The organism is Nocardia sp. FDAARGOS_372 (genome assembly GCF_002554515.1).
Lineage (GTDB): Bacteria > Actinomycetota > Actinomycetes > Mycobacteriales > Mycobacteriaceae > Nocardia > Nocardia farcinica.
The window spans coordinates 2649627-2671164 of the sequence record NZ_PDDW01000001.1; the positions used below are offsets into that span (position 1 = coordinate 2649627).

22 protein-coding genes are annotated in these 21538 nt (G+C 68.5%); 10 read left to right on the forward strand and 12 right to left on the reverse strand.

Going from position 1 to position 21538, the window contains the following annotated elements:
* Positions 1 to 23 precede the first annotated feature (23 nt).
* From CRM89_RS12740 to CRM89_RS12780, 9 genes are all read right to left on the reverse strand, one after another.
* Complete coding sequence (locus CRM89_RS12740) at positions 24 to 1196, reverse strand: acyl-CoA dehydrogenase family protein (protein ID WP_060589999.1); 1173 nt, start codon at positions 1194 to 1196, stop codon at positions 24 to 26.
* Between the two features lie 26 nt (positions 1197 to 1222).
* Positions 1223 to 1792 (reverse strand): 3-phenylpropionate/cinnamic acid dioxygenase subunit beta, encoded by a 570-nt coding sequence (locus tag CRM89_RS12745; RefSeq protein ID WP_076573855.1) that lies wholly within the window; start codon positions 1790 to 1792, stop codon positions 1223 to 1225.
* A complete protein-coding gene (locus tag CRM89_RS12750) occupies positions 1789 to 3117 on the reverse strand; it encodes an aromatic ring-hydroxylating dioxygenase subunit alpha (RefSeq protein WP_098084081.1) in 1329 nt (442 codons plus the stop codon). Before CRM89_RS12750 ends, CRM89_RS12745 begins: the two co-directional genes overlap by 4 nt.
* 102 nt (positions 3118 to 3219) lie before the next feature.
* Positions 3220 to 3516, reverse strand: coding sequence for a non-heme iron oxygenase ferredoxin subunit (locus CRM89_RS12755; protein WP_229434708.1), 297 nt, complete (start codon positions 3514 to 3516; stop codon positions 3220 to 3222).
* Positions 3517 to 3571: 55 nt separating this feature from the next.
* The gene (locus tag CRM89_RS12760; protein WP_060589994.1) at positions 3572 to 4813 is read right to left on the reverse strand and encodes an NAD(P)/FAD-dependent oxidoreductase; all 1242 of its coding nucleotides are present in this window, start codon (positions 4811 to 4813) and stop codon (positions 3572 to 3574) included.
* Between the two features lie 51 nt (positions 4814 to 4864).
* Positions 4865 to 5731 (reverse strand): VOC family protein, encoded by an 867-nt coding sequence (locus CRM89_RS12765; RefSeq protein ID WP_098084082.1) that lies wholly within the window; start codon positions 5729 to 5731, stop codon positions 4865 to 4867.
* Between the two features lie 80 nt (positions 5732 to 5811).
* Complete coding sequence (locus CRM89_RS12770) at positions 5812 to 6705, reverse strand: alpha/beta fold hydrolase (RefSeq protein WP_098084083.1); 894 nt, start codon at positions 6703 to 6705, stop codon at positions 5812 to 5814.
* 16 nt (positions 6706 to 6721) lie between these two features.
* The gene (locus CRM89_RS12775) at positions 6722 to 7363 is read right to left on the reverse strand and encodes a peptidase C15 (RefSeq protein WP_060589990.1); all 642 of its coding nucleotides are present in this window, start codon (positions 7361 to 7363) and stop codon (positions 6722 to 6724) included.
* A complete protein-coding gene (locus CRM89_RS12780; protein WP_060589989.1) occupies positions 7360 to 8121 on the reverse strand; it encodes an alpha/beta fold hydrolase in 762 nt (253 codons plus the stop codon). Before CRM89_RS12780 ends, CRM89_RS12775 begins: the two co-directional genes overlap by 4 nt.
* Positions 8122 to 8338: 217 nt before the next feature.
* Between CRM89_RS12780 and CRM89_RS12785 the strand changes: the two genes are divergently transcribed.
* The 4 genes from CRM89_RS12785 (at position 8339) to CRM89_RS12800 (ending at position 12259) form a co-directional block, all read left to right on the forward strand.
* Positions 8339 to 9154 (forward strand): 2-keto-4-pentenoate hydratase, encoded by an 816-nt coding sequence (locus CRM89_RS12785; protein WP_212734980.1) that lies wholly within the window; start codon positions 8339 to 8341, stop codon positions 9152 to 9154.
* Positions 9155 to 9473: 319 nt separating this feature from the next.
* Positions 9474 to 10328 carry an IclR family transcriptional regulator gene (locus CRM89_RS12790; RefSeq protein WP_253805091.1) on the forward strand — a complete coding sequence of 285 codons (855 nt, stop codon included), beginning with the start codon at positions 9474 to 9476 and terminating at the stop codon, positions 10326 to 10328.
* 40 nt (positions 10329 to 10368) lie between these two features.
* Positions 10369 to 11061, forward strand: coding sequence for a DUF2848 domain-containing protein (locus CRM89_RS12795; protein ID WP_098084085.1), 693 nt, complete (start codon positions 10369 to 10371; stop codon positions 11059 to 11061).
* 37 nt (positions 11062 to 11098) lie between these two features.
* Positions 11099 to 12259 (forward strand): alpha-hydroxy-acid oxidizing protein, encoded by a 1161-nt coding sequence (locus tag CRM89_RS12800; RefSeq protein ID WP_098084086.1) that lies wholly within the window; start codon positions 11099 to 11101, stop codon positions 12257 to 12259.
* Between the two features lie 99 nt (positions 12260 to 12358).
* Here CRM89_RS12800 and CRM89_RS12805 read toward each other — a convergent pair whose 3' ends face one another.
* A complete protein-coding gene (locus CRM89_RS12805; protein WP_098084087.1) occupies positions 12359 to 14674 on the reverse strand; it encodes a LuxR C-terminal-related transcriptional regulator in 2316 nt (771 codons plus the stop codon).
* Positions 14675 to 14694: 20 nt separating this feature from the next.
* On the opposite strand from CRM89_RS12805, the gene CRM89_RS12810 reads away from it, so the two are divergent.
* Genes CRM89_RS12810 through CRM89_RS12835 form a run of 6 tightly spaced genes read left to right on the forward strand, consistent with a single transcriptional unit; the run spans position 14695 to position 20412 of the window.
* Entirely contained in the window at positions 14695 to 16266 is a 1572-nt protein-coding gene (locus CRM89_RS12810) for a Rieske 2Fe-2S domain-containing protein (protein ID WP_229434709.1), read from the forward strand.
* Positions 16263 to 16781 (forward strand): 3-phenylpropionate/cinnamic acid dioxygenase subunit beta, encoded by a 519-nt coding sequence (locus CRM89_RS12815; RefSeq protein ID WP_098084089.1) that lies wholly within the window; start codon positions 16263 to 16265, stop codon positions 16779 to 16781. The genes CRM89_RS12810 and CRM89_RS12815 overlap by 4 nt, the downstream gene beginning before the upstream one ends.
* Complete coding sequence (locus CRM89_RS12820; protein WP_098084090.1) at positions 16778 to 16981, forward strand: dihydrodiol dehydrogenase; 204 nt, start codon at positions 16778 to 16780, stop codon at positions 16979 to 16981. The genes CRM89_RS12815 and CRM89_RS12820 overlap by 4 nt, the downstream gene beginning before the upstream one ends.
* Before the next feature lie 23 nt (positions 16982 to 17004).
* A complete protein-coding gene (gene hcaB, locus CRM89_RS12825; protein ID WP_098084091.1) occupies positions 17005 to 17826 on the forward strand; it encodes a 3-(cis-5,6-dihydroxycyclohexa-1,3-dien-1-yl)propanoate dehydrogenase in 822 nt (273 codons plus the stop codon).
* Entirely contained in the window at positions 17823 to 19514 is a 1692-nt protein-coding gene (locus tag CRM89_RS12830; protein WP_098084092.1) for an asparaginase domain-containing protein, read from the forward strand. The genes hcaB and CRM89_RS12830 overlap by 4 nt, the downstream gene beginning before the upstream one ends.
* 1 nt (position 19515) lies before the next feature.
* Complete coding sequence (locus CRM89_RS12835) at positions 19516 to 20412, forward strand: LysR family transcriptional regulator (protein WP_098084093.1); 897 nt, start codon at positions 19516 to 19518, stop codon at positions 20410 to 20412.
* On the opposite strand, the gene CRM89_RS12840 is transcribed toward CRM89_RS12835, so the two are convergent.
* Both CRM89_RS12840 and CRM89_RS12845 read right to left on the reverse strand, forming a co-directional pair.
* A complete protein-coding gene (locus CRM89_RS12840; protein WP_098084094.1) occupies positions 20390 to 21040 on the reverse strand; it encodes a non-oxidative hydroxyarylic acid decarboxylases subunit B in 651 nt (216 codons plus the stop codon). The genes CRM89_RS12835 and CRM89_RS12840 overlap by 23 nt on opposite strands.
* Complete coding sequence (locus CRM89_RS12845) at positions 21037 to 21534, reverse strand: hypothetical protein (RefSeq protein ID WP_060589967.1); 498 nt, start codon at positions 21532 to 21534, stop codon at positions 21037 to 21039. Before CRM89_RS12845 ends, CRM89_RS12840 begins: the two co-directional genes overlap by 4 nt.
* Between the last annotated feature and the right edge of the window lie 4 nt (positions 21535 to 21538).

Below are 21538 nucleotides of genomic sequence, written 5' to 3' on the forward strand. Positions count from 1 at the left end.
GTGATTCGAGGACGTGCCCGTCCTCAGTAGACGACCAGCTTCGGGTCGCGCTCCAGACCGAGCGCGATCCTGCCGTAGTGCTGGAAGTTCGCGCGGGTGAAGGAAACGTGGCTGGCCATCATGTGGATGTCGCGCCACTTCTGCTGCATCGGGCTGCTGTCCTTGAACCCGGACGTCCCGCTCAGCGCGAAGAGCCGGTCGACCGAGGCCGTCAGCAGTTCCGCGGCGCGGTTGTAGTCGCGCAGGATCTGGGCTCGGTCGGCCAGTTCCAACCGTCCGGGTGCCCGAGCGGCGTCCAAGACCTGCTGGATGGCAAGCTCAGCCAGTTCCAGGTCCGCGGAGGACCGCGCGACGGCCTCTTGGACGACCTCCGAACCGGCGGTCTGCGCCCGGCCGCGGGCCCAGGCCACGAAATGCTCGTAGGCGTCGCAGGCGGTGCCCATCATCGGGCCGAGGAAGGTGAGCCCGGCGTGCAGCGCCAGCGGCTGACTGTAGAGCGGACCCTGATTGATCTCGCTGCCCGGCCCTTCCCCGGCGACCAGGGCCGCGGCGGGCACTACAAATCCGTCGGGCACGAAGATGTCCTCGACGACGATCGTCTTGCTGCCCGTTCCCCGCATACCTGCCGCGTACCAGTCGTCCTCCACGAGGTAGTCGCCCGGGCGCACCAGGAAATGATGGTTCGACGCGCGCCCGCCGTCCTTGATGAGCCCGCTGACGATCACCCACGAGGCGTGATCGACACCGCTGGCGAAGCCGTGCCTGCCCGTGAGCCGGTACCCGCCGTCCACCTTCTGGACCTGAGCCGCGGGCGCGAGCGAGGCGGCGATACAGGTATCGGGCCCGTCCGCCCACACCGCTTCCTGGGCGACCCTGGGGAAGAAACCGACCATATGCGCGTCGTGCGGTAGCAACGCCGCACACCAGGCGGTCGAGGCGCACGCCCGCCCGATCTCGACGGCCACCGCGTACATGGTGTCGAGCGACAGTTCGTCCCCGCCGTAGCGGCGTGGTGCCAGGATGCGACCACCCAGCCCGGCCGTGATGATCTCCTCGATCGATTCGCGGGGGACCGCACGTTCGGCTTCGGTGCGAGCGGCCCGCTCACGGATCCTCGGTGCCAATTCGCGAGCGCGGTCGATCAGTACGTCATGCAGCGCCAGGTCGGCGGAGCGATCCGTATCGGTTGCTACCATGGCAATCCATCTCCCTCTCCGACGCGCTAGAACAGCACGCTCAGGTTCTTCGACTGCACGACGTTCTGATCCAGCAGGATCGTGCGCTTGGCAATCTTGAAACTCGTTCCGTCGACGCGTAGGACGTCACGCCGCTCGCCCGCCCAGATGTCGGTCTCGGTCTCGAGCCGGTTGCGGTAGAGCACGAAGTTGCACGAGACGTCGAGCTCCGCGGCCGACCGCGCCCCGTCGTCGGTGCGGGGGGTGACGATCACGTTGGTCACCAGGTGCCGGCATCGCGAGGGCGGATCCTCGGCCCAGTGGGTTCCCGAGTGCATCTGGTTCACCCGCATCCGCAGCGACTCGAAATCATCGTAGAAATGCGCCATTTCAATGCCTTCGGGCACCTCGTCCTGATCGCGCTGGCGGCGCAACCGGTTCTTGCGCACCGGCATCCAGTACAGGACGTCTTCGGTGAACAGTTCCAGCCAGCTGCTCCATCGCCACCGGTCCAGCAGCAGCGCCTCGTGGTAGAGGAACTGCTCGACGCGGTGTTGCAACAGCACCTTCTCGAGTTCCACGGCGGCGTCCGGCGCGAGGATCTGATCGACGGTCACCGTGCCACCCCCGCCTCGTTCACCGCGGCGGTGGCGGGCGTCTCGCCACTTCGCTCCTCCGGTGGAATCTCGGGCCACGCCTCGGTGGTCATGAATTCCAACCACCGCCGATAGAAGCCACGCTGGCCCGCTTCACCGAAGAACGAGTCGTAGTACTCGCCGGGGAAATCCGGGTGCTCGCGCCCGGTACCCAGTCCCATCTCGTAGTTCCACGCCATCTTGCGTGCCTGGTAACCCTGCTCGAGGACGCCACCGATCATGCCCCAGTTCTCCCCGTCGTCGGTCTCGACGACTCCGGCGGCGCCTTCGGTGAACGATGCCGAGATCTGTTGCGCGCGTTTCGCTTCCTCCGGCGCGTCCTTCTCGACCACCGTGAACGACCAGATCTCGAATTTGGTCGGCCCCTTCGGATGCCACACCCGCAGGTTGGCCGAGCCGGGCAGCCCGGCGAAGTTCGGGAAGGCGTTGAAATTGGCGACCATGTCGGCTCGGTCACCCACCCGCTCGCGTGCGATCCGGCGCTTTCGCTCGTTGTACTGGCCGAGGGGATCGTCGGCGAAACGGGTGTGCCGCTCGAACAGGAAGCTCTCACCGTGGCCCTCACGCAGGGACACGTGCGCGCCGTCCTTGGCGTCGAAGCCGGGACCGAACGACAACAGCGACGACAGGTGGCTCGTGGTGGCGTGGTAGGTGTCGCCCGCGAACTGCTCGGCGGCCAGCTTCCAGTTCGCGTTGATCGTCCACTTGATGGCGCCGGGCAGCACTTCGATTCCACCTTCGGCGTGATCGACCCACCCGTCGATGTAGAACTTCAGGGCTCCGAGATATTCGTGCAGCGGCGGTGCGGTCGGATCGAAGTTCCCGAAGATCAGGCCCTTGTAGGAGTCGACCTGCGCGACCTGGATCAGCCCGTTGTCGGCCAGCGACAGCTTGTCGTAGTAGGCGTCCTCCAGGTTCGGGACGCCCACCAGCCTGCCCGCGCTGTCGTAGGTCCAGCCGTGGTAGGTACACATGAACGAGCGGGTGTTGCCCTCCTCGGCCCGGCACACACGCATGCCCCGATGCCTGCAGACATTCAGGAAGGCGCGCACGCTGCCGTCGGGCTGCCGGACCACCAGGACCGGGTCGCCGCCCATGTAGGTCGCAAAGAAGTCGTGTGGGTCGGGAATCATGCTGTCGTGGGCGAGGAACAGCCAGCTGCGACCGAAGATTCGCTCCTGCTCCACCTTGTAGATCTCGTCGCTGACGAAGATCTCGGGACCGATTCTGCCTTCCTCCCAATTCACCAATGATCGCAGATAATCAGCGTCGACGGACACGATCATCTCCCTCCGTTTTTGCTCGAATTCTCGAAAGTTTTTGTGTATCCAGCTAAGCAGCGGGTCCGCGCACTGTCGACGCGGATGTTCTGTGCGTCGGAACGTGGATCAGCCGGTGACGGCGACGAACACCGCGCCGTCGACCACCCGCACAGCGTATTTGGCAAGCGGCTCGGTTGCCGGCGGCGCCGTCACCGCACCGGTCTTGATACAGAATTTCGCGAAATGCCAGCCGCATTCGATCTGGCCGTTCTCGATGAAACCTTCGTCCGCCAACGATGATTTGTCGTGCGAGCACCAGTCCGCTGTCGCGTAGAACTCGCCGTCGATGTTGTAGACCGCGATCGGCGGATTGGTGTCGACCCGGGTGACATTCCCCGGGGCCAGCTCGTCGACCGCACACACGCGGACCAGATTCTCCGACTGCTCTGTCGTTGTCATTCGTCTTTCCTCTCGATCGCTACGTGCCGTGCGCACGCGCCGCGGCCGCGCCGACGCCGCGCAGGTCCACCGACGTGTCGGCGAGCAACGCCGGATCGGCGCGTACCTGTTGGTCGATCAGGGTCATGGCCATGCGCACCTCGCGACGGCGATTCACGCCGATCACGCCGGTGAGCACGCCGTCGCGTAGGTGGAACGCCGTGAACTCCATCGATTCCGGGTCACCGCGCCACACCACCTCGTCGCCCGGGTCGGTGTGCCCGGCGACTTGGATGTTCGTCTCGCCCTGGTCGGACCAGAACCACGGCACCTCGTGATAGGGCTCCCGGTTGCCGAGCATCGCGCGGGCGGCGGCCATGCCCTGGTTCTGGGCGTTCTGCCAATGCTCGACCCGGACCGGACGACCGGCACGCTCGCCGACCCGACAGGCGACATCGCCCGCGGCGTAGACCTCGGGGATCGATGTCCGGCAGTACCCGTCGACGACGATTCCGTTGTCGATCCGGAGGCCGGAGTCGGCGACCGCGGCGACGGCGGGCACCACCCCGATGCCGATGACGACGAGATCGGCGGCGATGCTGTCACCGTCGGACGTGTGAACCCGGCGCACCCGGTCCCGGCCGGACAACTCGACCACCTCGGCGCCGGCGCGGATGTGCACCCCCCGTTCGGAGTGCCAGCGTGCCAGGCGATCTCCGATCCGCACACCGAGCACTCGGCGCAGCAGGCCGGACTCCCGTTCCAGCACCGTCACCTCGTTGCCCATCGCCACGGCGGACGCGGCGAGCTCCATGCCGATCAGGCCACCCCCGATGACGACGACCGATCCACCCACGCGCAGCCCCTCGCGGATGGCGAGCGCATCTCCGACGGTGCGCAGGAAATGGACGCCGTCGAGTTCGAGCCCAGGGATGTCCGGCCGGCGCGGTGTCGTGCCGGTGCACAGCAGCACCTTGTCGGCACGGATCGCGGCTCCGCCGTCCAACTCGACGCGGCGCTCCCCCGGGTCGAGTCGTGTCATCCGGACACCGAGCAGCAGCTCGATGTCGTTCTCGGAGTAGAACCCCGCGGGGTGAATGCGCGTGTCGTCCGCTTCCTTCCGGCCCAACAGCACCTCCTTCGACAGCGGCGGGCGGTCGTAGGGCAGGTGATGCTCACCGCCGACGAGGACGATCCGTCCGTCGAAGCCCTCGGACCGCAGCGTCTCGGCGGCGCGGGCGCCGGCCAGGCTCGCGCCGACCACCACATAGGTTTCGGTCATCGGACCGCCTCCGAGGGCGTGGCGAGCGGGATGCGGCGGGGCGGGTGGCGATCAATCACGATGGTGGCCCCACAGACTGGTCGCGTCGTAATTGGACACACGCCAGGTGGCGTCGTCGACGAGCCTGCCGTCGTATCCGTACTCGACCTCGGAACCGGACGGGTTCTTCATGAAGAACGAGATCGCCAGGTCGTTGGTGTGCCGACCGAGCGTCTCGGTCAGCGTGACCTCGTGGGCGTGCACCTCGTCCAGCGCCCGACCGACGTCGTCGATGTCGTCCACCTCGAGCATGAAATGCCCCAGGGCTGGGGCGAGGTCCGGGTTCTCCACGAAGGCGAGGCTGTGGTGACGGGGGTTGACGTGCAGGAAATGGACCTTCCTGCCGTGGAATTCGATGGTGTCGCTGAGACGGAACCCCAGCACGTCGAGATAGAACCGTTTGGCCGCGGCCAGATCGGTGACGAAGAAGAACACATGCCCCAGGCCGAGATCACCGGTGACGAAGCGGACTCCGCGCGGCGAGAGGAACGGGCGCTTCGGCACGCGCGCGCCGTAGAAGAACTCTAGCCGGTGGCCGTCGGGATCCGTACCGCGCAGCAGCCCCTCGACCCCACGCGCGGCGGCGCACCGGCTGTCCTCCTCGACGGCGACACCCGCCGCGGCCAATCGCGCCGCCAAGGCATCCAGCGCCCTTCGATCGGGAACCTCCCACCCGATGTAGGCCGCCCCGCCCGACTCCCCGCGGTGGATGGCGAACCGCCAACCGCGCTCGTCGGCCCGCAGCAGCACTGTCTCCTCATCGGCTCCCTCGACGCCGGAGACGTCCTGCAGGCCGAGGATCTCGGTGCCGTAGGTGCGCCACGCGTCCAGGTCCGTCGCGCGTAGGCCCACGTAGCCGAGCCCGACAACTTCAGTCATGTTCGGTGTTGCCTTCCTGGTGAATCGACCGGAGATCGAGATGCCGATTCCGGCAATGGTGTGAGCAGCTTGGCGGTCGTTCACGGCCCGGACAACGACGCCGATCCATCTGCCGGAACGTTGCCGGCCTCGTCGCCCAGGAACGCGCGCACCGCGGCGACGAACGCTCCCGGGCGCTCGAACGGCGGCCAATGTCCGCAGTTGTTCAGCACGACGAGGTCGGCGTCGGACAGCCGGCCCAACAACATCAGCGCCCCTTCGAGCGGAACCATCCGGTCGGAACGTCCATGCACGATCAACGTCGGAACGGTGATCGCGGCCAGCGCGGCGAGGTTGCTGCGCGGCACGATTGTCGACCGCGCCCACGTGTCCGCGTGCACGGGTTCGCGCAGCCGCCACCGGTACATCCGCTCGACGAGTGCCGCGTCGATGTGTCCGGGGTCGTGGACGATGGCGCGCAACAGCCGCGCGATGCGGTCCGGGTCGGCCGGTCCCGTCTGACATTCGTCGAACAGTCGACCGACCTCTGTCGGCGCCGGGGTGAGCAGGAACGGATCGCCGCCCGTCGACGCGCTGCATCCACCGACCACGAGCCGCTCGACGCGGTCGGGCGCGGTGATCGCCAGATCCAGTGCCACCGTGCCTCCGGTGGACACACCGACCACCGTCACCGCATCCAGCGCCAGCTCGTCCAGCAACGCAAGGGTGTTGCGGACGTAGAGGTCGTGCACCGGCTCGTGGAACTCCCGCGGCGCGCTCCGGCCGAAATTCGGATAGTCCACCAGGATGCAGCGGTGCCGGGCGGCAAGTGCCGGGAGCACCCGGTGGTAGGTGAGCCACGCCGTCGTACCGGGCAGTGGCCCGAACGCCGGCTGAAGGACCAGCGGCGGGCCGGACCCGAGGTCGTGGTAGTGGACAGTGGCCCCGTCTACCTCCACTGTCCGGCCGGTGGATTGCTCTGTCGGGATGGTCATATCGGTGTCCTCGGGATCAACTGATGGCACCACCGGCGACCGGGAGATCCGGCCCGCGATGGCCGACCGTGATCGCGATCGCCAGCCGCACCGCCTCCTCGAGATCGGCCGGTGACATCGACGGCGGCGGAGGCGTGCCGGCGACGGCCGCCCGCGCCGGGGTCGCGGGGATGTGCACCATGCCCGCGCGGGCGGCACACAGATGCCTGGCGAGGTAGAAGGTCTGGTTGCACAGGTAGGTGCCCGCCGTGTTCGAGACGTAGGAGGGGATGCCCGCCGCGCGCCAGCCGTCCACAATCGCCTTGATCGGCAGGGTGCTCAGGTACGCCTCCGGCCCGCCGGGTTCGACAGGCAGGTCGATCGGGGTGTGTCCGTTGATGTCCGGCACCGGGAAGTCGCGCACGTTGATCGCCACCCGCTCGACCGCGGGGCTCGGGCGCCCCGGCGCGACGCCGGTCACGAGCACGATCTCCGGCCCCACCTCGTCGATCGCCGCGACCAGCGCGGACCGAACACCTTCGGTATCGACCGGAAGCACACGTCCGGCGACCCGCGCGCCGTCCACCCGGATGCCATCGAGCCGCCGTGCGATCCAGCCGCTCGGGTTGTCGCGCTCCTCGCCGTACGCGCCGAAGCCGGTGAGCAGCACCCGGCTCATGCCGCGGCATCCACGGCGCACCGCTGTTGGAACGCCACGAACTCGGTGACAAACTGTTCGGCACGCTCGAGCATGACCGACGACTGTGTCAGCCCGGGCGCGATGAACAGCTGGGTGTGCGGCGCCTGCTTGTGCCAGACGAAGGCGTCATCCACGGGATGGATCTCGTCGTCGAGATCACCACGGCACACCAAGGTGGGCACGGTGATCTCGGACAACCGGGGGCGCAACGTGTAGAAATCCTGGAAGGCCGGGGTGCGGCGGGTCTCGGCATAGAAGTCCACGGCCGCCCGCCAATCCTCGCCGTGCAGTTCCCGCCATTCCCTCGCTTGCGCGCTCTCGGGGTCGACCGCGGTGAAAACCGTGTTGAGAGAAGCGTTCCCGCTACTGCTCAACCCGACGATGGGGGCATCCACGGTCAGGGTTCGGACCCGGGCCGGATGATCGAGTGCCAGGCGACCGGCGATACGCGACCCGAGTGAGACACCGCAGACGTGGACGCGGTCGAGCCCCAGCTCGTCGAGCAGCCGCCACATGTCCTCCACCCACACCTGCGGGCGTTCCAGTGGCGCGACCCGCTGACTACGCCCCAGTCCCCGGAGATCGGGCACGATCACACGGTATTCCGCGGCCAGTCGCGGGATCAGATCGCCGAACCAGCGCCCGGACGCCGCGGCGCCGTGGACCAGCAACACCTCCTCCCCCGTCCCGTGCTGCTCGTAGTAGACCTCGACACCATCGATCGTGAGTGTGGCCATGAACGGATTCCCTTTCCCTCGAGCTGTTCTCGGGAGAGCACATTCGGCGCTGCGACGCGAACACGGCAATCTCGTCGTTCCACTGGTCGGCAAACCGCCGCCCGGCACACGAGCGAACGGCCGGGCCGTTCCGCAGGCCGGACCGCGAACGTTCCTCCCGCGCCATGGGCGCGGTCAGGGTGAACACGACCGAGAACACAGGCGTGAGGAGCCGACAATGACCGGACAACCCGCGGTCGCCGACCGCAGCGACGACACCGCGTCGACGGTGGACACACTGGCGAGCCGACTGCTGCGCGCACAGGCCGAACGCACCGCGCTCAGTCCACTCGTCGACGAGTACCCGGCGCTGGACACCGCGATGGCCTACCGCGTCCAGGACGAGGCGCTCAGTCGACGGATCGAGCGCGGCGAATCCATCGTCGGCATCAAACTCGGACTCACCTCCGCGGCCAAACAACGTCAGATGGGGGTCTCCGCGCCGCTGACCGCCTGGCTCACCGACGCCATGGTGTTACCGACCGGCACGCCGCTCCCCCAGGACCTCTTGATCCACCCCCGCGTAGAACCCGAGATCACCTTCGTCATGGGCCGCAGGCTCGCCGGGCCGGGGGTCACGGCGGCCACGGCGCTGGCGGCCGTCGACCGTGTGTTCGCCAGTGTCGAGATCATCGACAGCAGGTACCGCGATTTCCGATTCACACTGCCGGAGGTGATCGCCGACAACGCGTCGGCCGCGTACTTCGTCACGGGGGCGGTCGGCGCGGACCCGACGGCGCTGAATCTGCCGCTGGAGGCGTGCCTGCTCGAGGTCGACGGCGGTGTGGTGGCGACCGGAGTCGGTGCGGCTGTCCAGGGGCACCCGGCCGAGGCGCTGGCCATGGCCGCGAACGTCCTGGCCGAGCGGGGTCACGCCATCGAGGCGGGCTGGATCGTGATGACCGGCGGGATGACCGACGCCGTCGCGGCGCCACGGGGATCCACCCTCGGCGCCCACTTCACCCATCTCGGCTCGGTCGGCCTGACGTGCTGACGCCGGGCCGACGTGCCGCGCGGTGTTCATCTGTTCGTGAATAGGTAGTCACTCGGTAGTTCTCCCGTGGTGACCCGGCACATACGGCCGATAGCGTCGTGCACGGGTCGCGATCCGCACCCCGCACACCCGGAGCACCGGTCTCCCGTGAACTGTCAGCCCAGTTCAGCCCCGCGGGACTCCGGAGTGGGTCGTGTTCCGCCGGGCGGCGCCCCCGGCGGGCACGGCGGTCTCCCGTGCGGCGACGACCCCGGTCCCCCTTCCGCCCACCGCGGGCCGCGTCGTGGCCCGCGTCGGTCATCGAGAGGTAACCATGACCATGAGCACCACGGGCGTATCGGCCCGCACCGGAGGCGCCGCCCACACCGGAACCCGCGTGCCCTCGATCGCAGTCCGTCACCAGCCCGAGCCGGACTCGTCCAGCTCGGCAGCCAAAGCACTGGCGCTGTTGAGCTGCTTCTCCCCACACCACCCCGCCATGGGGGTCTCGGAGATCGCACGGCGCGCCCAGCTGCTCAAATCCACCGCTCACCGCTTGCTGGCGGTGCTGGTCGACTGGGAAATGGTCACCAAACGCGGCACCGAGTACTCACCGGGTGCCCGGTTGACGGAACTCGCCGCGCTCACCGCCCAGCCCGACAGTCAAGATCTGCGCCGCATCGCGCTGCCCCATCTGCTGGATCTGTACGAGATGACCCACGAAACCGTGAACCTGTGCGTGCTCGTCGGCAACGACGTGCGGTATGTCGACCAGATCCACGGTCACCAGGCCGTCAGCTCGCCGGCCTGTGTGGGCGCCCGGCTGCCCGCGGCCAACACCGCGGTCGGCAAGGCGCTGCTGGCGTTCAGCGGGGACGAGGTGGTGGCCAGGGCCTCCGACCGGTTGCGCCCCGCCACCTCCTCCAGCGTCGCCTCGCCGACCCAGTTGGCCCGGGAACTCGCCGCGATCCGCCACACCGGCATCGCCTACGACCGGCAGGAGACCAAGCCCGGGCTCACCTGCGTCGCGGCCCCGATCCGGAGTTGGTCGGGAGGCGTGGTCGCGGCCCTGTCGATCTCCGGTCCTGTCCACCGTTTCCGGCCTGCCGATGCCGCTCCCGCCATCCGCGCGGTCGCCGCGAGCGTGGCCAAGCTGACCCAGGAAGCCCGGTGGCAACGGCATCTGCCCCGCTGACCGCCGGCATCGTCCACCAGAGTAAGGAACCTCAAACCCCATGTCTTCTTTGATCTTCGAGCTGCCCGACGGGCGACAGCGCACCGTCCCGGTTCGGACCCTGCTCAACGCCGGCTATGCCGGACGCAGCCAGGCCGACGTCGCCGCGCACATCGCCGAGCTCGCCGAACTCGGTGTGCCGGGCCCCAGCCGTACCCCCTGCTTCTTCCCCCTGGCCCCGTATCTGGCGATGCAGATCGATGAGGTGCCCGTGCAGCACGAGCGCACGTCCGGCGAGGCCGAATGGGCGCTGGTGGTGGCAGGCGACGAACCCGGTGACCTGCTGATCACCGCGGCCTGCGATCACACCGACCGGCTCCTGGAACAGCATGGCGTGGGCTGGAGCAAGCAGGCGGCGCCCGATGTACTCGCCCGCACGGCCTGGCATCTCGACGACGTCGCCGACCACATCGATGAGCTCACGCTCACGGGGTCGGTGCTGGTCGACGGGGAGCCGACCGTCATTCAACAGGGGACCCTCGCCGAGTTGCTGACGCCCCAGTACTGGATCGAGGACCTGCGTTCGCGTGGCTTGTTCGAACCCGGGACCGTGCTGATGTCCGGCACCATCCCGATGCGGCCCGAGGTCGACCAGTTCAGCGCCGGCTGGAGCGTGGAACTGGGCGATCCGCGGACAGGTCGATCGATCGCCCTGTCCTACGCGGTCCGCCCGACGCCAGCGCCGCTGGCCTGACCATCGTCTCGTCCCCCTACCCACAGGAGCTGTCACCGTGCGCGATCACCCAGACCCCTGGGCGCCCCTCCGCCTCCGATCCGGCGCGATACTGCGAAACAGATTCGTCCTCGCACCGATGACCACCAACGCCTCCAATCCCGACGGCTCGGTCACCGACGACGAATTGAGCTATCTGGCCCGGCGGGGCGCCACCGAGTTCGGTGCCGCCATCACCTCGTGCGCGTACATACACGAGGACGGCCGGGCGTGGCAGGGCATCGGCGCCACCGGCGCGGAACATCTCACCAGTCTCACCGCCGTCGCCCGCGCGATGCGGGGCACCGGCGGGCTCGGCATCCTGCAGATCTACGACGGCGGCCGCATCGCGATCCCGGATCTCGTCGGCTTCGCGGGAATCCGCGGCCCGTCGGCGGTTCCCTCCCTGCGCCCCGATGCCACGGTGCCGAGAGAACTGGCCGGCGACGAGATCCCCGAACTGCTCGAGGCATTCGGCCGCGCCGCAGCGCTCGGTGTGGCAGCAGGATTCGACGGCATCGAGATCCACGGCGCGAATCACTATCTGATCCACCAGTTCTTCTCCCCGCGCGCCAACCGGCGCACCGATCGGTGGGGCGGCGGGCTCGACGAGCGCATGCGCTTTCCGCTCGCGGTGGCTCGAACGGTGCGCGCGGCGATCGGGCGCGAAATCACCCTGGGTTTTCGGGTCACGCCGTTCGAGTCCGAACCCGGCGGGTACACGCTGGACGACGCCGCGCACCTGGCCCACCGCCTGGCCGAGGATGTGGACTACGTGCACATCTCCATGGACGACTTTCGCAGGAACTCCCCACAGCCGGAGGACCGGGACTGGACGAAGCCCCGAGCGGCGGTGGAATCCCGCAACCCGATTCCCGCCATCGCGGCGGCCGTCGGCGGACGGAGCGCCGTGGTCGCCAGCGGGGGGATACGGACTCTCGACGACGCCGAGGACGCGATGGCGGCGGGTGCGGATCTGGTCGCCGTCGGACGCGCCGCGCTCATCGACCCCGAATGGGTCGACAAGGTGAAATCCGGTGCACACCACAGCATCCGGACGCAGTTGCCGGCCGATCACGACGAGATCGCGGCTGCCTTGACGATTCCACCCCGCATGGTCCGCTACCTGCTCAGCCGGCCGGGCTGGATCCCACGCGCGGGCCAGGACGTCCGGTCGTGAGCGCCCGCCCGGACGTCGCACCGGCGTCCGGGCGGGAATGCTCCCGGGTCACCAGGGTGCCTCACCCTGCCCGCCGCAGCACGGCCTGCGCCGTCGTCGTCACCGTCCACGCTCTGACAGCAACAACGCCGCCTGCGTGCGCGAGTTCACCCCCAGCTTCGCGAAGATGTGTTCGACGTGGCTGTCCACGGTCCGCAGCGCGACCACCAACGCCTGCGCGATCTGCTTGTTGGTCATTCCCTCGGCGAGCAGCCTGCCGACTTCCAACTCGCGCGGAGTCAGCAGGGCCGTCACCGGATCCGCGGCGCGCGGCGCCCCGGGCTCGTCGCCCCGCGGCGGCACACCCAGGGCGAAATCGACCGCTCGCTCGGTTCCGAGCCGACGGCCGTCGGCGAAAGCCGCCTCGAATACCCTGTCCCCCAGCACCGCCCGGCATTCCCGCGCGGTGCGATCACTCCAGTTGCGCAACTCGAAACCTCCGGGGTACTCACCGAGCGGCTCCCACACCTGTCGGACCGCACCCATCAGCCCGGCCGCATGCTCTGCCCGTCCTTCGGCCGCGGCCACCCACGCCAGCACCTCCATCACCACCGCGATTCCCAACGCGTCGTGGAAGGCGCGCTTGTCGGTCAACGCCTCCCGCAGGTGGCTGTCGGCGAGCCCATACTCCCCGCGCATCCAGTGCGCCAGCCCGAGGAACGCGTTGATCCACGACAGCAGCCAGCGTTCACCACGCGCGGTCAAGGCCCGGCGACACTGCTCGAGCACTTCCAGCGCACGCTCGGGTTCGTGACGCAGGCAGTACGCCCAGCCCAATTGCTCCAACGCCAGAATGTGGAGCAGGCCGGGACCGCCCGCCTCCTCCATGGCCGAACCCTCCTCGATCAGCTTCATGCCCAAGGCGGTGTTCCCGAGGTTGTGTTCGGCGACGCCACGGAAATGCGTCGCGTGCGCGAGGTTCACGGTGTCGCCCAATTCGATCGCCAACTCCTGGCTCGCTCGCAGCAGGTCGAGCGCGACGACGGCCTTCCCCTCGGCCACCGCCAGGTATCCGTTGGACCAAAGCGCTGCCGCGCGTTCGGAACTGGGCGCCGTGTTCGAGGACAGCGCACGATCGAGCCAGTGCCTGCCCTCGCGCTGCTGTCCGCATCCCAGCCAGTACCAGAAGAGTGCGGCCGCCATGCCGAGACCGGCAGGCCCGCCCGCCGGGTCGGACAGCAGCGAATCGAGCACCGCCCGCAGGTTCGCGTGCTCGCCGCGCATCCGCTCCACCAGCCGCTCCTGGCCCGGCCCGAACCAGCTCGCGTCGAACTCCCGCGCCAGCCGCTGATAGTAGGCGCGATATCGCCCCACCACCGCGGCGTCGTCGGCGCGTGCGCGCAGCTTGCGCAGCCCGTATTCGCGCACTGTCTCCAACATCCGGTAGGTCGCGCGCCCGCCCGTCACATGTCGCACGACGATCGACTTGTCGACCAGGGCCGCCATCCCGTCCACGACGGCTTCGCACGGCAGCCCGGGGTCGCTGCACACCGATTCGGCGACCTGCAGGCACACGGGACCGTTGAAGACCGACAGCCGCTCCCAGAGCCGACGTTCCTGAGGTGAGCACAACCCGTAGCTCCAGTCCAGCGTGGCCCGTAGCGACTGGTGACGCGGGGATGCCGAACGGTCGCCGGCACTGAGCAGCCGGTGATGGTCGGCGAGCCGGTCGAGCAGTTCCCGGGGCGAGAGCGCCCGCATCCGTCCGGCAGCCAACTCGATCGCCAGCGGTAGGCCGTCCAGCCTGCGGCACAGTTCCTCGATCGTGGCGGCGTTCTCCGGGGTGATGCGGAAGCCCGGCGCCGCCGCGGCGGCTCTCTCGACGAACAACGTCACCGCGTCGGGCCTGATGTCGCCGGGCCCACCGGGACAGTGGGCCGGCAGCCCGACACCGAGCGGCCCGACTTCGAAGACGTGTTCACCAGCGACCCGCAACGGTTCGCGGCTGGTGACCAGAATCCGCAGCGCGGCGCAGGCCGACAGGAGATTCCGGACCAGCACCGCGCTCTCGTCGAGCAGGTGTTCGCAGTTGTCCAGCACCAGCAGCAGTTCGCGGCCGCGCAGGTAATCGATCAGCGTCGCCACCACATCCGGCAGGTGGGTCGACACACCGAGTCCCTGGGCGACCGTCAGCGGAACCAGTGCCGGGTCGGAGACCTCGGCCAGTTCCACCACGAGCGCGCCGTCGGCGAAACCGCGCCTGGCCTTCCGCGCCACCTGCAGCGCCAATCGCGTCTTGCCGACCCCGCCCATACCGGTGAGGGTGACCAGCCGCGCGTTCCCCAGCAGCCGCCGGATCTCCGCCGACTCCACCGTGCGGCCCACCAGGCTGGTCAGTTCCACCGGCAGGCCCGGCAGGGGCGCGGTATCGGCCATTACAGCACCTCGATCGTTCAGTGAATCCGCGGCTATCGACCATAGTCCGTCGGCGCGGCAGCCGACCGGAAATCGACTGTTCCAAGGCCGTTCCAGCATTCGGACCGATTCCGTTGCCGGGTGTTCGAGCCGCTCGTAGGTTACCCGAAAATACCGTGATTGCAGCGCGAGGAGAAAGCCACGTGTTCGACCGGAAAACCCTGCCCACGTCCGGTGGGCCCACCGAATCACCGAGCTCGACGGAAGAATTCTTCCGCCGGATGGACCGCGAGCTGGAACAGGGAATAGTCTCTCCACGGATATTCAGCGACCCCGACATCTACCGGTACGAGCTGGACCGGATATTCGCACGCTGCTGGTGCTTCGTCGCCCACGAGACGGAAATTCCGACACCGGGTGACTATGTGCTCCGGTACATCGGGCAGGACCAGTTCATCGTCGTTCGCGACGAGGACGGATGCATCAACGTCCTTTTCAACAAATGCACACACCGCGGCAGTCCGGTGTGCCGGGTGGAAAAAGGAAACAGCTCCCACTTCCGTTGTCCGTACCACTCGTGGGTCTTCAAGAACAACGGCGACTGGAGCGGAGCGCCGCACCGGAAGAAGGCATACCGAAAACTCGATGCCGAGCAGTGGGGCCTCGCCGCGGCGCCGCATGTCGATTCGGTCCACGGCCTGATCTTCGCCTCGCTCGATCCCGGTGCCCCCACCCTCGACGAATACCTCGGTGGGATGCGCTGGTACTTGGACGCGTTGCTCGGACTCAACGAGCAGGGCATGTCCGCTATCGGCGAGCCACACCGCTGGCGGGTACCAGCGAATTGGAAGTCAGGCGCAGAGAACTTCATGGCGGACGCCTACCACGTCCCCTCCCTGCATCGCTCTGCCGAGGAAGTCGGGATGTTCCCCGGCATCGAGACGGGTGGCGCAGGGCCGCAGGGCGTCTCGCGGCACGTGTTCTTCGACGAGGGCCACGGGATGATCGTCAACGACGGGTTCCTGCCCCCGCCCTGGCACCGCTCGGGGTTCCCGCCGGAGGTCGCCGAGACCTTCCAGTTGGACCGGCTCCCGGCCGACCAGCGACAATTCGTCGAAAACCACTCGGCGACCACATTTCTCATCTTCCCCAACCTCGGGCTGGTGCGGGTACCCGCAGCACCGCATCCGGACGCGCCGCCCGCGGTGTTCACCTATCTGCGCCAGTGGCAGCCGACCGGCCCGGACACGATCGTCAACTGGAACTGGACGTTGGGCTGGAACAGCGCACCCGCCGATTTCAACGAGGAGGCCTACGTCGCGGCGCTGAGCATGCACGGACCGGCCGGGATCCTGGAACAGGACGACACGGTGGTCTGGGGCGGCGCTCCGGTCGCGGGCAGGTCCGTCTTCGCCCGCAAGAACGGTATGCGATTCAACTTCCAGCTCGGTTTGAACGGTATGAGCGACTACGCCGAGGACCCCGAGTGGGCATTCCCCGGACGCGCGACGACGACCGCGCTGGGGGAAGCGCCACAGCGCGCCTTCTACCGGCGCTGGCTGCACGAGGTGTCCACCGCGGACGAGGTCGACGGCCAGGAGGTCCGACGATGACCGCCACCACGGTTTCCCGAGATATCACCGCGGCGTGCGCCGACTTCCTCTACCGCGAAGCGGAGTACCTCGACCATCGAGAGTTCGAACGCTGGCTGGATTGTCTGTCGGAGGATCTCGTCTACCGCATGCCCATCCGCGTCACGCGCGGGCCCGAGGCACGCAGCCTGGAATTCTCGCCCACCGGCTTCCACATGAAGGACACCTACGCCTCGATGAAGATGCGGGTCTCGCGGCTCGCCACCGAGCATGCGTACGCCGAGGATCCACCGTCGCGCACCCAGCGCCTGATCACCAACGTGCGCGTCGATGCACTCGACGCCGCGGACAAATACGACGTCCGCAGCAACTTCCTGTGCTTCCGGGCTCAGGGTGACGGCGTCGAGTCCGACCTGATCGTCGGCGAGCGGTTCGACATCCTGCACGACACCGCCGCCGGCTTCCGGCTGGCGGCACGGACGGTGCGCCTCGCTCACACCACGCTGATCACTCCCAACCTCGGGGTGTTCCTGTGACGACCCAACGACTGAGCAACGAGTTCGCCGACGTCGTCGTGCGGGTGGTGACGGAGGGCAACGGCGAGCGACTCGAGATCAGATCACCGCGGCGCGGCACGTGCGTGCGCCTGGATCCCGTCGAGCTCGAGGCCCTGACGTGGCAGCCGCCGGACGTGTTCACCCGAACGCTCGAGGGCTCGATCGGACCGACGGCATGACAAGAGACGTGAAAGGAACAACAGTGGCAGAAGGTTGGCTGGCCGGAAAGGTCGCGCTCATCACCGGAGGTGGCAGCGGAATCGGCCGTGCGGTGGTCGAGCGGTTCGTCGCCGAAGGCGCGCGAGTCGCCGTGCTCGATCGCGCCGCCGACGCCGTCGCGGAGCTGACGCGGACATACGGCGCGGACGTGGCCGCGATCCAGGGTGAGGTCCGCCGACTCGCGGACCACAAGCGAGCGGTGGCCGAGGCCGTCCAGCGGTTCGGCCGGCTGGACACGCTGGTGACCGTCGCGGGGATCTTCGACTACTTCGCCTCGCTGGACACCCTGCCGGAGGACCGGATCGATGCCGCCTTCACCGAGATGTTCGACATCAACGTCAAAGGCTCGCTGCTGGCGGTCAAGGCCGCGCTACCGGAGCTGGCCGCCGCGGAGGGCAACGTCGTGCTGACCATTTCGAACGCGGGTTACCTTCCCGGCGGTGGCGGTCCGCTCTACACCGGCTCGAAATTCGCGGTCCGCGGGTTGCTCTCTCAATTGTCGTTCGAACTCGCTCCGCACATCCGGGTGAATGCTGTCGCGCCAGGTGGCACCGTGACGCAGCTGCGCGGTGTGGAGGCGATGGACTTTGGCCGGCAACGCCTGATCGACCTGCCGGATCTGCCCGAGCTGATCCGCCGCACCAATCCGCTGCATGTCGCCTCCGAACCGGCTGATCACGCCTGGGCCTATCTCTTCCTGGCGTCGAAGGAGCGCACCAAGTCGGTGACCGGCTGCGTCATCCACTCCGACGGCGGCCTGCACAGCCGCGGCCTCGTTCCGCTGGGCGGTGAGCTGATCTCATGACCACGCCCACCCCCGAACCCGCCCGGATCGCGGTCTTCTCCGGGCCCACCGCCACCATCGGTAACAGCCCGGACCTCGTGACCTCAGGCAAGGCGCGCGTTCGCCACGGGCTGCCGCCGCTGACCACCCTCGACGGCACCGCACCGCGCTTCGATCTGCTCCGGCCGCAACGTCTCGCCGCACCGGTGACCGTTCTCGTCGAGGCATACTCCGCGCATCCGCTGGAGTACGACGCACGAGCACTCTACGCACCGCCGGACGGCTGGCTCGACGCCGAGGGCGTCCTCCACGCCACCGAAACAGCCGGCGCCACACCGGTGTACGAGGTCGAGCTGCGGCCCGAAGACGGGCTCTACCCACTTCCGTACATGGCTCGCCAAGCCGACGGCTCGGCCTGGGAAGCGGCGACCGCGTCGCCGCTGGCGCCCGCCACGCGCAGCAGACAGACCTTCTACCCCGACGCCGAGCGGCTCTACGAGGAGATCGAGCGGTTCGGGCTCGAAGACCACGGCCACCCGATCGGGCTGAGCGCGCACGCGGTCTTCGACTTCTTTCGGCCCGCGCCCAGCGCCGGCTACACCGGCGGCCAAGCCGACGGGGCGGCGGAGTCGCTGGGCGAGGACTACTTCGCCTACTACCCCTACCACCTGCACCGCGAACCGGATCTCCGCACGCTGGCGCGGGCCACCAACCTCGTCCAGCGGGTGCTCGGCTCCGGCGACTACATCGGTGCTCAGTGGCTCGAGGGCAGCCCCACCGCCGAGGAGACGCTGTACTGGCTCGGATTGCTCATCGATACGCCGGTGCCGATCGTCGGCCACACCGCGCAGCGCAGGCACCAGTCGGTCAGCGGCGACGGAGCGCGCAACATCGTCGACGGGGTCAAGTTCCTGCTGTCGTCAGCCGCGCTGGACGAGCAGGGCCGAAACCAGCTCGGCGCCACGCTGATCGTCGACGAGCTCGTGTACTCCGCGCGCGAGGTCACCAAGGTCGACGCGAGGCCGGGCGGGTACGCGACGACCGGTGGACACGGCGGCATCGTCGCCACCATGGGCGGATACGGACCGCCGCGGGTGACCTACACCCCCGCCTACCGCCACACCCACCGCTCCGACGTCCGTCTCGGGTGCCTGCCCGAGCAGGTGACCGGCGTGGCCGAGGCCGCCGACGGCCGCATCCGCACCGTCGATGTCACGGTGAAAGACGCAGCGGGCGAGTTGGTTCCGAGCGCGATGCCGTTGGTGACTATCGTCAAGTTCACCCGCTACGTGCCGGTCGCGGTCGGTCCGGACGCGCAACCGGACCACACCACCGCGGTCGAGGTATCGGCTCGCCGGCGCGCGAACCTGGCGGACGCGCCGCTGGCCGGTTTCGTCTGCGAGGGTATGTCGCCCTTCGGTTCCGCCGACCCGGCGACGAATTCCGCCCTCTCGCTCGCGATCTACTCGGGAATGCCGGTGGTGCGGGTGGGCCGGGGCAACACCGCCGGTCTCGCCTACCGCACCGATCCGACCGTGATCGCGGGCAGCAACCTCACGGCCACCAAGGCACGCATGCTGCTCATGGCGGCGTTGCTGAAACTGGGCGCGCTGCCGGTGGCCGCGGACCCCGAACACCCGACGGCGGACGAGCGGGCTGCCACCGAGCGCGCGGTAGCGGCCTACCAGCAGATATTCGACACGCATTGAGATGGAGCTGCGTCACCTGCACTATTTCCTCGCGGTCGCCGAGGAGGGGAACTTCACCCGCGCGGCCGAACGGGTCCACGTCGCGCAATCGGGGATCAGCACACACATCAAATCGCTGGAACGCGAACTGGGGCAGCAACTCTTCGTGCGCAAGCCGCGCGGCGTGACATTGACGGCCGCGGGTGCGGCGCTGCTGCCCCACGCGGTGCAGGTGCTCGACGCCGTCGCGGCGGGGCGCGCGTCCGTGGAGGCGCTGTCGGGCCTGCTGACCGGCCACGTCGCGATCGGCACCATCACCTCGATCTCGCCCCGCAGCATCGATCTGCCCGAACTCCTCGCGTCTTTCCATCGACGCCATCCGGGCGTGGGGATCTCCTTGGTCGAAGACACCGCGGCCATCCTGGCCCACCGCGTCTACGACAACGACCTCGACATCGCGTTCACCAGCCTGACCGACGAGCCGGTGGCCGGCATGCACAGCCGTCCGCTGCGCAGCGAACGCATGGTCGCGGCGTTGCCGCCCGGCGATCCGCTCGCGCGTCGGCGGCGGCTACCACTCTCCGCGTTGAGCGGTCGTTCGCTGATCGCCCTGCCGGAGGGATCGGGGCTTCGTCGTCGGCTCGACCAGACGCTGGCCCGCGAGGGAGTGCGAGCTCAGGTCGCCTTCGAAGCCAGCGACCCGGACGTACTGGTGGCACTGGCCGGGAAGGGGCTTGGCTTGGCCTTGGTCCCGGAGTCCGCGCTGGTCGGCGACGGCAGGGTGGTGGGCGTCGAGGTCGACGGGTTGCCCCGAGGGCACCTCGGCATGCTCTGGCGCGACGGCAGGGGCGGCGCCCCTGCCGCGCGGGCGTTCGTCGAGCACATCGCCCAGCTCGTCACACCGGCCGGCGCGGGGTAGCCGTCGGGACGCCCGACCCGGTCCGGCCATCCGATCGGTCCCGCCGCGTCGCGGCCAGGCCCGGCCACCGCCGCGCCTGCGGAGCATCGAGGTCGAACTGGTCCAGCACACGTGCCACGACGTGATCGATCAGGTCATCGATCGTCTCGGGGCGGTTGTAGAACGCGGGCATCGGCGGGACTATGCGCGCGCCCATCCGGCTCAACCTGAGCATGTTCTCCAGATGGAGATCACTCAGTGGTGTCTCCCGTGGCACGAGCACCAGCCGGCGCCGCTCCTTCAGAACGACGTCGGCGGCCCGGCAGAGGAGATTGTCCGCGATTCCGTGCCGGATCGCCGCGAGCGTGCGCATGCTGCACGGGACAACGATCATTCCGGCTGTCCGAAAGGACCCCGAGGATATGACGGCACCTTGATCACCCAGCTTGTAGGTGACGTCCGCCAACTCCGCCACCTCGCGCACGCTATAGGGCGTCTCGGTCTCGATGTTCGATCTCGCCCAACTGCTCATCACGAGATGTGTTTGCACACCTGGCATCTCGTGCAAGGTCTGTAGCAGCCGAACAGCGAACGGTGCGCCGCTGGCACCACTGATGCCGACGATAATGCGCTGCATGGGCGCCGTCATCGCAACGCCTCCTTCCGTAGCCTGGCGAACATCGCGGCACCGCGTCGCCAGTCCTCCACCTCGGCGAGCTCGCTCGTCGGGCGAAAGGACAGGGGCAGCATCGGAACACCGATGTCGTCACGTTTGTGCCCGGTGGTGATGAAGACGCCACCGAGCAGGTCCTTTTCGGTGACCGCGGCGACCAGTTCGAGCTTCAGGTGATGACAGACCGAGCCCGCCGTCGCCAGCAGCGCCGCCGTCCCGGTCCGGACCACGTTCGCCCGGGTGCGGGTACTCGCGATCACCGCGAGCAACGCGGCACCGTCCGGGGTCGGCTCGAGTTCTGCCCGGGACAGCAATGCGCTGTGCGGGAAGCCGTCGGCATCCACCGACAGGAACGGAAAAGCCTGCTCCCTCGCCCCGATCTCGGGCCGGCCGCGCACCAGCACGGCAACCTCCTCGGGAACACTCGACACGACACGACCGCTGCGTTCGATCCGGCTCGACAGTGCCATCGCG

Excerpts from the sequence above, each read along its gene's own strand:
- CRM89_RS12740 (WP_060589999.1), bottom strand. The coding sequence starts at position 1,196 with ATGGTAGCAACCGATACGGATCGCTCCGCCGACCTGGCGCTGCATGAC.
- CRM89_RS12750 (WP_098084081.1), bottom strand. The coding sequence starts at position 3,117 with ATGATCGTGTCCGTCGACGCTGATTATCTGCGATCATTGGTGAATTGG.
- CRM89_RS12760 (WP_060589994.1), bottom strand. The coding sequence starts at position 4,813 with ATGACCGAAACCTATGTGGTGGTCGGCGCGAGCCTGGCCGGCGCCCGC.
- CRM89_RS12765 (WP_098084082.1), bottom strand. The coding sequence starts at position 5,731 with ATGACTGAAGTTGTCGGGCTCGGCTACGTGGGCCTACGCGCGACGGAC.
- CRM89_RS12770 (WP_098084083.1), bottom strand. The coding sequence starts at position 6,705 with ATGACCATCCCGACAGAGCAATCCACCGGCCGGACAGTGGAGGTAGAC.
- CRM89_RS12775 (WP_060589990.1), bottom strand. The coding sequence starts at position 7,363 with ATGAGCCGGGTGCTGCTCACCGGCTTCGGCGCGTACGGCGAGGAGCGC.
- CRM89_RS12780 (WP_060589989.1), bottom strand. The coding sequence starts at position 8,121 with ATGGCCACACTCACGATCGATGGTGTCGAGGTCTACTACGAGCAGCAC.
- CRM89_RS12785 (WP_212734980.1), top strand. The coding sequence starts at position 8,339 with ATGACCGGACAACCCGCGGTCGCCGACCGCAGCGACGACACCGCGTCG.
- CRM89_RS12790 (WP_253805091.1), top strand. The coding sequence starts at position 9,474 with ATGAGCACCACGGGCGTATCGGCCCGCACCGGAGGCGCCGCCCACACC.
- CRM89_RS12795 (WP_098084085.1), top strand. The coding sequence starts at position 10,369 with ATGTCTTCTTTGATCTTCGAGCTGCCCGACGGGCGACAGCGCACCGTC.
- CRM89_RS12805 (WP_098084087.1), bottom strand. The coding sequence starts at position 14,674 with ATGGCCGATACCGCGCCCCTGCCGGGCCTGCCGGTGGAACTGACCAGC.
- CRM89_RS12815 (WP_098084089.1), top strand. The coding sequence starts at position 16,263 with ATGACCGCCACCACGGTTTCCCGAGATATCACCGCGGCGTGCGCCGAC.
- CRM89_RS12830 (WP_098084092.1), top strand. The coding sequence starts at position 17,823 with ATGACCACGCCCACCCCCGAACCCGCCCGGATCGCGGTCTTCTCCGGG.
- CRM89_RS12835 (WP_098084093.1), top strand. The coding sequence starts at position 19,516 with ATGGAGCTGCGTCACCTGCACTATTTCCTCGCGGTCGCCGAGGAGGGG.
- CRM89_RS12840 (WP_098084094.1), bottom strand. The coding sequence starts at position 21,040 with ATGACGGCGCCCATGCAGCGCATTATCGTCGGCATCAGTGGTGCCAGC.
- CRM89_RS12845 (WP_060589967.1), bottom strand. The coding sequence starts at position 21,534 with ATGGCACTGTCGAGCCGGATCGAACGCAGCGGTCGTGTCGTGTCGAGT.